The following is a 9,155-nucleotide window of genomic DNA, read 5'->3' on the forward strand; positions in this document are numbered from 1 at the left end:
GGCCGGTGCCGGCAGCCCCGTCACCCGGCTCGCCCCGACCGGCGTCGCGCCCGCCGCGGGCGCCCTGCGCTGGGAGCTGCCCGGCTGGGCCGGCTCCGTCGACCTGCTGCTCATCGCCACGCCCGACGGCTCCGAACCCGGCCTGTCCCTGCTCGCCGAGCAGGCCTACCGCCGCGGCTGCGCCGTCGTCGCCGTCGCCCCCGCCCGCAGCCCGCTCGCGGAATCGGTGAACGGCTCCCACGGACTGTTCATCCCCATGGCGAGCGCCCCCCAGGACGCAGGCGAACCCCTCGCCGCCGCCGCGCCCGGCGTCCTGTGGGCGCTGCTCACCCCGCTGATCGCGCTGCTGGACCGCACCGGCCTGCTCGCCGCCCCGCCGGAGGCCCTGGAGAAGGTCGCCGACCGCCTCGACAAGATCGCCGAACAGTGCGGCCCCGCCATCGCCGCCTACAGCAATCCGGCCAAGACCCTCGCCGCCGAACTCGCCGACGCGCTGCCCGTCGTGTGGACCGAGGGCGTCTCGGCCGGCCCCGCCGGCCGCCGGTTCGCCGCCGCGCTCGCCGAGCTCTCCGGCCGCCCCGCCGTCGTCGCCGAACTCCCCGAGGCGCTCGCCGCGCACAGCGCCCTGCTGGCCGGCCCGCTCGCTGCCGGCGCCGACCCCGACGACTTCTTCCGCGACCGCGTCGAAGAGGCGCCCGCCCTGCACGCACGCGTGGTCCTCCTCCGCGACCGCCCCATCGGCGGGCTCACCGCGGCCCCGGCCGCCCGGGAGCTCGCGCTCAGCCACGACACACCGATCAGCGAGCTGGAACCCGAGGCGGGCGGCGAGCTGGAGACCCTCGCCGAACTGATCGCCGTCACGGATTTCGCCGCCGTCTACCTGGCGATCGCCTCGGCACGCTGATCACGCCCGGGACGGCCCGGCCCGCACCGCGTCCGCACCAGAACCGGCAGAAGGAAACCCAGAACCACCATGGACCGCCTCGACAACACCGTCCGCCCCTACGCCTGGGGGTCCACCACCGCCATCCCGCGCCTGCTCGGCACCGAGCCGACCGGCGAGCCACAGGCGGAGATGTGGATGGGCGCCCACCCGGGGGCCCCCTCCCGCACCGCGCGGGGCACCCTCGTCGAGGTCATCGACGCCGACCCGGAGAAGGAACTCGGCGCCCCCGCGGTCGCCCGGTTCGGCCCCCGGCTGCCCTTCCTGCTCAAGCTGCTCGCCGCCGGCGCCCCGCTCTCCCTCCAGGTCCACCCCGACCTGGACCAGGCCAGGGAGGGCTACGCCGACGAGGAACGGCGCGGTGTCCCCGTCACCGCCCCGCACCGCAACTACAAGGACGCCAACCACAAGCCCGAACTGGTCTGCGCGCTCACCGAGTTCGACGGCCTGTGCGGCTTCCGCGACCCGCTGCGCGCCGCCGGACTCCTCGACGGCCTCGGCGTGGACTCCCTCAAGCCCTACGTCGACCTGCTGCACGCCCGTCCTGAGGACGCGGCCCTGCGCGAGGTCCTCACCGCCGTCCTGACCGCCGACCCCGAGGACATGGCCCGCACGGTCGCCGAGACCGCCGCGGCCTGCGACCGCCTCGGCGGCGACTACGCCCCCTACGCCGGCATCGCCCACCACTACCCCGGCGACCCCGGCGTCATCGCCGCGATGCTCCTCAACCACGTCCGGCTCCAGCCCGGCGAGGCCCTCTTCCTCGGCGCCGGCGTCCCGCACGCCTACCTCGACGGCCTCGCCGTCGAGATCATGGCCAACTCCGACAACGTGCTGCGCTGCGGCCTCACCCCCAAGCACGTCGACGTCCCGGAACTCCTGCGCATCGTCCGCTTCGAGTCCCGCGACGCCGGCATCCTCCGCCCGGAGGCCGCACCCGACGGCGAGGAGGTCTACGAGACCCCCACCGACGAGTTCCGGCTGTCCCGCTACGTCCTCCCCGAGGGCGGCGCCACCCACGACCTCACCCTGGACACCGCGCAGATCCTGCTCTGCACGGCTGGCGGCGTCCGGGCGGGCGGACACGACCTCACCCCGGGCACGTCCGTGTTCGTCCCGGCCGGGGAGAAGGCCGAAGTGACCGGCGCCGGAACCCTGTTCCGGGCCACCGTCGTCGTCTGACCCCCGCGTGAGCGGCACCTGACGCGCCGTACCCGGCGGGGCTGCAACAATGGCGCCCCGTCACACGACGGGACCTCTTCCGGACGGGCGCACACCCGCGCCCGTCCGGAGCCCGCACACGGCGTACGAAGGGACCACGCGGACACATGAGCGCGTCAGGCGGCACCAAGGCGATCGTGGCGGCCCTCGCCGCCAACCTCGCGATCGCGGTAGCGAAGTTCGTGGCGTTCCTCTTCAGCAACTCCTCGTCGATGCTCGCCGAGTCCGTGCACTCCCTCGCCGACTCCGGCAACCAGGCCCTGCTCCTCGTCGGCGGCAAACGGGCCCAGCGCAAGGCCACGCCCGAGCACCCCTTCGGCTACGGCCGCGAGCGCTACATCTACGCCTTCCTGGTGTCCATCGTGCTCTTCTCGGTCGGCGGCATGTTCGCCCTCTACGAGGGCTACGAGAAGATCAAGCACCCGCACGAGCTGACGCACTGGTACTGGCCCGTCGGCGTCCTCGTCTTCGCGATCGTCGCCGAGTCCTTCTCCTTCCGCACCGCGATCAAGGAGTCCAACACGGTGCGCGGCAGGCGCTCCTGGAAGGAGTTCGTCCGCCACTCCAAGGCGCCCGAGCTGCCGGTCGTCCTCCTGGAGGACCTCGGCGCCCTCGTCGGCCTGGTCCTCGCCCTCGGCGGTGTGGGACTCGCCCTGCTCACCGGCAACAGCGTCTGGGACGGCATCGGCACCCTCTGCATCGGCATCCTCCTCATCCTCATCGCCCTCGTGCTCGCCCTGGAGACCAAGTCGCTGCTGCTCGGCGAGTCGGCCGGCCCGGAGGAGACCCGCAGGATCGAGGCAGCCCTCGTCGACGGTGACACCGTCACCCGCATCATCCACATGCGCACCCTCCACCTCGGCCCCGAGGAACTGCTGGTCGCCGCCAAGATCGCCGTGCGCCACGACGACACGGCGGTCCGCATCGCCGCGGCCATCGACGCCGCCGAGGCCCGCATCCGCGAGGCCGTCCCCATCGCCCGCGTGATCTACCTGGAGCCCGACATCTACAAGGCCGCCGAGGCCGCCAAGGGCGCCGACCCCGAGGCCACCCCCGGCGGACCCGCTCCGGACCCCTCCGCGCACTGACCCGCCCCGCCGCGGAAGCCGGCCGGCCCTGACACTCCGTGATCGGCTTGATGTATGCGGTGACGGACTGGGGTCGGCCGGTGGCCGCGGTGTAGCTTGGGACGGAGCCAGACGTCGCTGCTGATGGCGGTCGGGCGGTCCCGTGCGGACCGGCCGAGGGAGAGAGGGCCTCCGACGGACTGCGCTGCGCGTACGCGGGCATGCCAGTGTCCTCCCCGGGCACAAGGGTGTCCGCCGCCGCGCAGACCAGCCGTACCCACCTCGACCCACACCCCGAGGAGCAGCTCGCAATGACGACTGTCGACAACCGACAGGACTTCAAGGTCGCCGACCTCTCCCTGGCCGAGTTCGGCCGCAAGGAGATCACCCTCGCCGAGCACGAGATGCCGGGCCTGATGGCGATCCGCAAGGAGTACGCCGAGGCGCGGCCCCTGGCCGGCGCCCGCGTCACCGGCTCCCTGCACATGACCGTGCAGACCGCGGTCCTCATCGAGACCCTCGTCGCCCTGGGCGCCGAGGTCCGCTGGGCGTCCTGCAACATCTTCTCCACCCAGGACCACGCCGCGGCCGCCATCGCCGTCGGCCCGAACGGCACGCCCGACAACCCGCAGGGCGTCCCGGTCTTCGCCTGGAAGGGCGAGACCCTCGAGGAGTACTGGTGGTGCACCGAGCAGGCGCTGACCTGGCCGGACAGCCCCACCGGCGGCCCCAACATGATCCTCGACGACGGCGGTGACGCCACCCTCCTCGTCCACAAGGGCGTCGAGTACGAGAAGGACGGCAAGGCCCCCTCGCCCGACACCGCCGAGTCCGACGAGCACCGCGTCATCCTCGAACTGCTCAACCGCACCCTGAGCGAGAACCCGCAGAAGTGGACCCAGCTCTCCTCCGAGATCCGCGGGGTCACCGAGGAGACCACCACCGGCGTCCACCGCCTGTACGAGATGCAGCGCGACGGCACCCTCCTCTTCCCGGCGATCAACGTCAATGACGCCGTCACCAAGTCGAAGTTCGACAACAAGTACGGCTGCCGCCACTCCCTGATCGACGGCATCAACCGCGCCACCGACACCCTCATCGGCGGCAAGACCGCCGTCGTGTTCGGCTACGGCGACGTCGGCAAGGGCTGCGCGGAGTCCCTGCGCGGCCAGGGCGCCCGCGTGATCATCACCGAGATCGACCCGATTTGCGCCCTGCAGGCCGCGATGGACGGCTACCAGGTCACGACCCTCGACGAGGTCGTCGAGACGGCCGACATCTTCATCACCACGACCGGCAACAAGGACATCATCATGGCCTCCGACATGGCCAAGATGAAGCACCAGGCGATCGTGGGCAACATCGGCCACTTCGACAACGAGATCGACATGGCCGGCCTCGCCAAGGTCCCCGGCATCGTCAAGGACGAGATCAAGCCCCAGGTGCACACCTGGACCTTCCCCGACGGCAAGAAGATCATCGTCCTGTCCGAGGGCCGCCTGCTGAACCTGGGCAACGCCACCGGCCACCCGTCGTTCGTGATGTCCAACTCCTTCGCGGACCAGACCCTGGCCCAGATCGAGCTGTTCACCAAGCCCGACGCGTACCCGACCGGCGTCTACGTGCTGCCCAAGCACCTCGACGAGAAGGTCGCCCGCCTGCACCTCGATGCGCTCGGCGTGAAGCTCACGACGCTCCGCCCCGAGCAGGCCGAGTACATCGGCGTGAAGGTCGAAGGCCCCTACAAGTCGGACCACTACCGCTACTGAGCCGGACGCCCACCGGGCCGGGCGCGTCCACGCCGTCACACGCGGACGCACCCCGCCGGCAGCAGGTCCCCAGGACAGGCCCCCCGCACCCCCGTGCCGGGGGGCCTGCCCGTTCCCCGCCCGACCGCCCCGCCGGGCCGTCCCCCGCGGGACCGGTCCGTCACGACCCAGGACCCCCATGCCCCGCGGCCGTTATTCGCTCCACGATCCGCACGATCACACCCCCCTCGCGGACGAACACTTCCAGTGCGCCCCCGGCCCCTCCGGCTGGCGCTACGTCTCCCGGCTCACCGCCCCCTCCTCCGGCGACGACCTGGGCTCCGTCGACCTCGCGCTCGACGAACTCGGCCGGCCCATCCGCCTCGAACTCCACGCCGGGAGCTGGCAGGTCCGCGGCGCCGCCCTCGACGGCGTCACCTGGGTCCGCACCGACCCCACCGGAAGCCACGCCACCGAAGGCAATGTGCGCGCCCACGCCTTCACCGGCTCCTCCCCGGCCTTCCTCGTCGCCACCGCGCGGCTCCTGCGCCTCACCCCCTCCACGTCGGCCACCCGCGTCCGTCTCGTCGCCTTCACGGACCCGGTCCTCGCCCCCCGCACCGTCGACCAGTCCTGGGCCCTGGTGAAGAGAGAAGCACACGCCACTGACAACGGCCCCCTGACCGTGGAGGAATACCAGGTCACCGCCCTGGACACCGGCGAGCAGCACCCCGTGCACCTGGCCGGTGACGTCGTCCTCTCCGCGCCCGGCATCGAGCTGGAGGACCTCGAGTCGCCACCGTCGGTGTTCCCCTGACCCGCCGGATCCTGGACCCGCCTCAGGCCCCCGGCCCTGCTAGGCAGGCGGGACGAACCCTCCGCGGGAGCCGCCGGCCGACGGTCGGTCCTTCGGTTCCGGCGAACTCGGCGCCGGGGGCGTCGCGGACGGGGGAGGGGTGGGGGATGGAGAAGGAGAAATGGCGGGCGGAGGAGTGGGAGGAGTGGGAGACGGGGCCGCGGGAGCGGATGCCGCCGCCGGATACCCGGGCTGCCCGTACGGGCCCTGTGAGGGAGCGGGCGGCGCGTACGGACTCTGCATCGGGGCGGGGTGTCCGTACGGACCCTGTGCGGGAGCGGGCGGGCCGTAGGGGCCGGTCGGACCGGCCGTCGCGCCACCGGGCCGACCGCCCGCCGCCGCACCGTTGCCGAAGGCCCGCCGCGCCTCCCTGGCCTGCCGCTCCTGCAGCACCGCCGCCAGATAGGCCGCCGGGTGTACTCCCGGCGGCACGGGGGTCCCCGTACGGTCCGCCAGGTCCGAGGCCAGCCGCTGCGCCATGGCCGAGCCGACCTGCGGGTCCAGCTGCCCCATCCGCGTGAGGTACTGGCGTACCGCCAGCCACAGCCCGTCGGGCACCGCCGACAGGTCGAGCCCCTGGAACCGCCCGGCCAGCCAGGGCGGGGGAGGCGGAACGTAACCGGACCGCGCGGCCGGCACCCGCTCCCGTACGACGAGCGTCCCCGCGAAGACGTCCCCGAGCCGCCGCCCACGCGCCGAGACCAGCGAGGCGATGCAGGCGACCACACCCAGCGTCATCAGGATCTCGATCACCCCGATCAGTCCCCGCACCAGCGAGTGCCGGAACCGGATCGGCCCCCCGTCGTCCCGCACCACCCGCAGACCGCACGCCAGCTTCCCCAGGGACTTCCCGTGGGTCAGCGTCTCGATCAGGATCGGCCCGCCCACCAGGGTCAGCAGAAACAGGGACAGGGATATCGCGGTCTGCGCGGCCTCGTCCAACGACGCCGTGGCCGCCACCACCAGGATGGTCAGCCCGATGTAGACCGCCATGGCGGCCGCCAGGTCGAGCAGCACCGCCAACGCCCGGCTGGGCAATCTCGCCGGGCGCAGCTCCAAAGCCACCGCCTCGCCCGTCACCAGCTCACTCACGCCCGCCGCCTTCCCTCGCCATGCCCCTCATCCCGCCAGTCTGCCAAGCTGTTGTCCCACCCAGTACGACAAGCCGACCACGCCGACCCAGTCGCACAGCCGAGGAGCAGGCACACCGATGGACCTGGACGTCTTCGTCTCCGCCCACCGCGCGGAGTGGGACCGCCTCGACTCCCTGCTCCGGCGCCAGCGCCGCCTGAGCGGTGCCGAGGCCGACGAACTCGTCGTCCTCTACCAACGCACCGCCACCCATCTTTCCCTGATCCAGTCCGCGGCCCCCGACCCCCAGCTGACCGGACGGCTCAGCGGACTCGTGGCCCGCGCGCGCAGCGCGGTGACCGGCACCCGCCGCGCCTCATGGCGGGACGTCACCCACTTCTTCGGCCACAGTTTCCCGGCCGCCGTCTACACGTCCCGCCACTGGTGGGTGCCCACCGCGCTGCTGTCCACGGCCGTCGCCGCGCTCCTGGGCTGGTGGATCGGCACCCACCCGGAGGTCCAGGCGTCCATCGCGGCCCCGAGCGAACTCCGTGAGCTGACCCGCCCCGGCGGGCAGTACGAGACCTACTACTCGAGCAACCCCGCCGCGTCGTTCGCCGCCCAGGTCTGGACGAACAACGCCTGGGCCGCGGCCCTCTGCCTCATCCTGGGCGTCTTCCTCGGGCTGCCGGTGATCTGGATCCTCTTCCAGAACATGCTCAACCTGGGCGTCGGCTTCGGGCTGATGGGATCGGCGGGCCGGCTCGACACCTTCCTCGGCCTCGTACTGCCGCACGGCCTCCTCGAACTGACCGCGGTCTTCGTCGCCGCCGGCACCGGGCTGCGTCTCGGCTGGACCCTGATCGATCCCGGCCCACGCCTCCGCCGCCAGGCCCTCGCCGAAGAGGGCAGGGCCGCGCTCGCCATGGCCATCGGTCTCGCCGTCGTCCTCTTCGTCTCCGGCGCCATCGAAGGCTTCGTCACCCCGTCCGGCCTGCCCACCTGGGCCCGCATCACCATCGGGGTCGTGGCAGAACTGGCCTTCCTGGCCTACGTGTGGATCGTCGGCGGACGCGCGGCCCGGGCCGGCCAGACCGGGGACCTGGACGCGTCCGAGCGCAGCGCCACCCTGCCGACCGCGGCCTGATGTGCGGACGGGCAGGGTGAGCTGCTAGTGTCCTCATCGCCCCGAGGGAAGCCGTTGACACGGCGCCTGTGGGGAGGTAGATTCGAACAGTTGCCTGGAGTTGTAGCCGTAAGGCGGCCCTCCAGGACGGTGACAGTGAGAATCTGTCTGCTTCTTGAAACACTTCTTTCGAAGAAGCCTCTCCCGATGAATCGGAAAGCAGAGGCCGGTCAGACCGGCCCGGAACCTCTGATAAAGTGGGGTCCGCCGGAAAGGGAAACGCGAAAAGCGTCGACCTGGAAAGCACCGAGGAAATCGGATCGAAAAGGTCTGATAGAGTCGGAAACGGAAAAACCGAAGGGAAGCGCCCGGAGGAAAGCCCGAGAGGGTGAGTACGAAGGAAGCGTCCGTTCCTTGAGAACTCAACAGCGTGCCAAAAGTCAACGCCAGATATGTTGATACCCCGTCCATCCGGTTTCGGATGGTCGAGGTTCCTTTGAAATACACACAGCGAGGACGCTGTGAACCATCGGACTATTCCTCCGGTGGTTCCGCTCTCGTGGTGTGACACCCGATTACGGGTACACATTCACGGAGAGTTTGATCCTGGCTCAGGACGAACGCTGGCGGCGTGCTTAACACATGCAAGTCGAACGATGAACCACCTTCGGGTGGGGATTAGTGGCGAACGGGTGAGTAACACGTGGGCAATCTGCCCTGCACTCTGGGACAAGCCCTGGAAACGGGGTCTAATACCGGATACTGAACCGCTTGGGCATCCAGGCGGTTCGAAAGCTCCGGCGGTGCAGGATGAGCCCGCGGCCTATCAGCTTGTTGGTGAGGTAACGGCTCACCAAGGCGACGACGGGTAGCCGGCCTGAGAGGGCGACCGGCCACACTGGGACTGAGACACGGCCCAGACTCCTACGGGAGGCAGCAGTGGGGAATATTGCACAATGGGCGAAAGCCTGATGCAGCGACGCCGCGTGAGGGATGACGGCCTTCGGGTTGTAAACCTCTTTCAGCAGGGAAGAAGCGAAAGTGACGGTACCTGCAGAAGAAGCGCCGGCTAACTACGTGCCAGCAGCCGCGGTAATACGTAGGGCGCGAGCGTTGTCCGGAA

Annotated in this window: 7 protein-coding genes and 1 rRNA gene; 7 read left to right on the forward strand and 1 reads right to left on the reverse strand. The window is 71.0% G+C overall.

What is annotated here, in order from left to right:
* The 5 genes from G3I53_RS17345 to G3I53_RS17365 all read left to right on the forward strand — a co-directional run.
* Positions 1–904, forward strand: a 904-nt coding sequence (locus G3I53_RS17345; protein WP_164438527.1) for an SIS domain-containing protein, incomplete at its 5' end; no start/stop codon positions are given.
* 69 nt (positions 905–973) lie between these two features.
* Positions 974–2,125 (forward strand): mannose-6-phosphate isomerase, class I, encoded by a 1,152-nt coding sequence (gene manA, locus G3I53_RS17350; protein WP_164333518.1) that lies wholly within the window; start codon positions 974–976, stop codon positions 2,123–2,125.
* Positions 2,126–2,271: 146 nt separating this feature from the next.
* Positions 2,272–3,252 (forward strand): cation transporter, encoded by a 981-nt coding sequence (locus G3I53_RS17355; RefSeq protein WP_164333519.1) that lies wholly within the window; start codon positions 2,272–2,274, stop codon positions 3,250–3,252.
* 290 nt (positions 3,253–3,542) lie between these two features.
* On the forward strand, positions 3,543–5,000 hold the full coding sequence (ahcY, locus tag G3I53_RS17360; RefSeq protein WP_164333520.1) for an adenosylhomocysteinase: 1,458 nt from the start codon (positions 3,543–3,545) through the stop codon (positions 4,998–5,000).
* A gap of 178 nt (positions 5,001–5,178) precedes the next feature.
* Complete coding sequence (locus G3I53_RS17365; RefSeq protein ID WP_164333521.1) at positions 5,179–5,796, forward strand: hypothetical protein; 618 nt, start codon at positions 5,179–5,181, stop codon at positions 5,794–5,796.
* A gap of 39 nt (positions 5,797–5,835) precedes the next feature.
* Here G3I53_RS17365 and G3I53_RS17370 read toward each other — a convergent pair whose 3' ends face one another.
* The gene (locus G3I53_RS17370; protein ID WP_164333522.1) at positions 5,836–6,927 is read right to left on the reverse strand and encodes an RDD family protein; all 1,092 of its coding nucleotides are present in this window, start codon (positions 6,925–6,927) and stop codon (positions 5,836–5,838) included.
* Between the two features lie 118 nt (positions 6,928–7,045).
* On the opposite strand from G3I53_RS17370, the gene G3I53_RS17375 reads away from it, so the two are divergent.
* Entirely contained in the window at positions 7,046–8,053 is a 1,008-nt protein-coding gene (locus G3I53_RS17375; RefSeq protein ID WP_164333523.1) for a stage II sporulation protein M, read from the forward strand.
* A 567-nt stretch (positions 8,054–8,620) separates the two neighbouring features.
* Positions 8,621–9,155 (forward strand): 16S ribosomal RNA (locus G3I53_RS17380); the annotation flags it as partial.

Origin of the sequence: Streptomyces sp. SID14436 (genome assembly GCF_010548465.1) — a bacterium.
In the GTDB taxonomy this organism is placed as follows: Bacteria; Actinomycetota; Actinomycetes; order Streptomycetales; family Streptomycetaceae; genus Streptomyces.

Excerpts from the sequence above, each read along its gene's own strand:
- manA (WP_164333518.1), top strand. The coding sequence starts at position 974 with ATGGACCGCCTCGACAACACCGTCCGCCCCTACGCCTGGGGGTCCACC.
- G3I53_RS17355 (WP_164333519.1), top strand. The coding sequence starts at position 2,272 with ATGAGCGCGTCAGGCGGCACCAAGGCGATCGTGGCGGCCCTCGCCGCC.
- ahcY (WP_164333520.1), top strand. The coding sequence starts at position 3,543 with ATGACGACTGTCGACAACCGACAGGACTTCAAGGTCGCCGACCTCTCC.
- G3I53_RS17365 (WP_164333521.1), top strand. The coding sequence starts at position 5,179 with ATGCCCCGCGGCCGTTATTCGCTCCACGATCCGCACGATCACACCCCC.
- G3I53_RS17375 (WP_164333523.1), top strand. The coding sequence starts at position 7,046 with ATGGACCTGGACGTCTTCGTCTCCGCCCACCGCGCGGAGTGGGACCGC.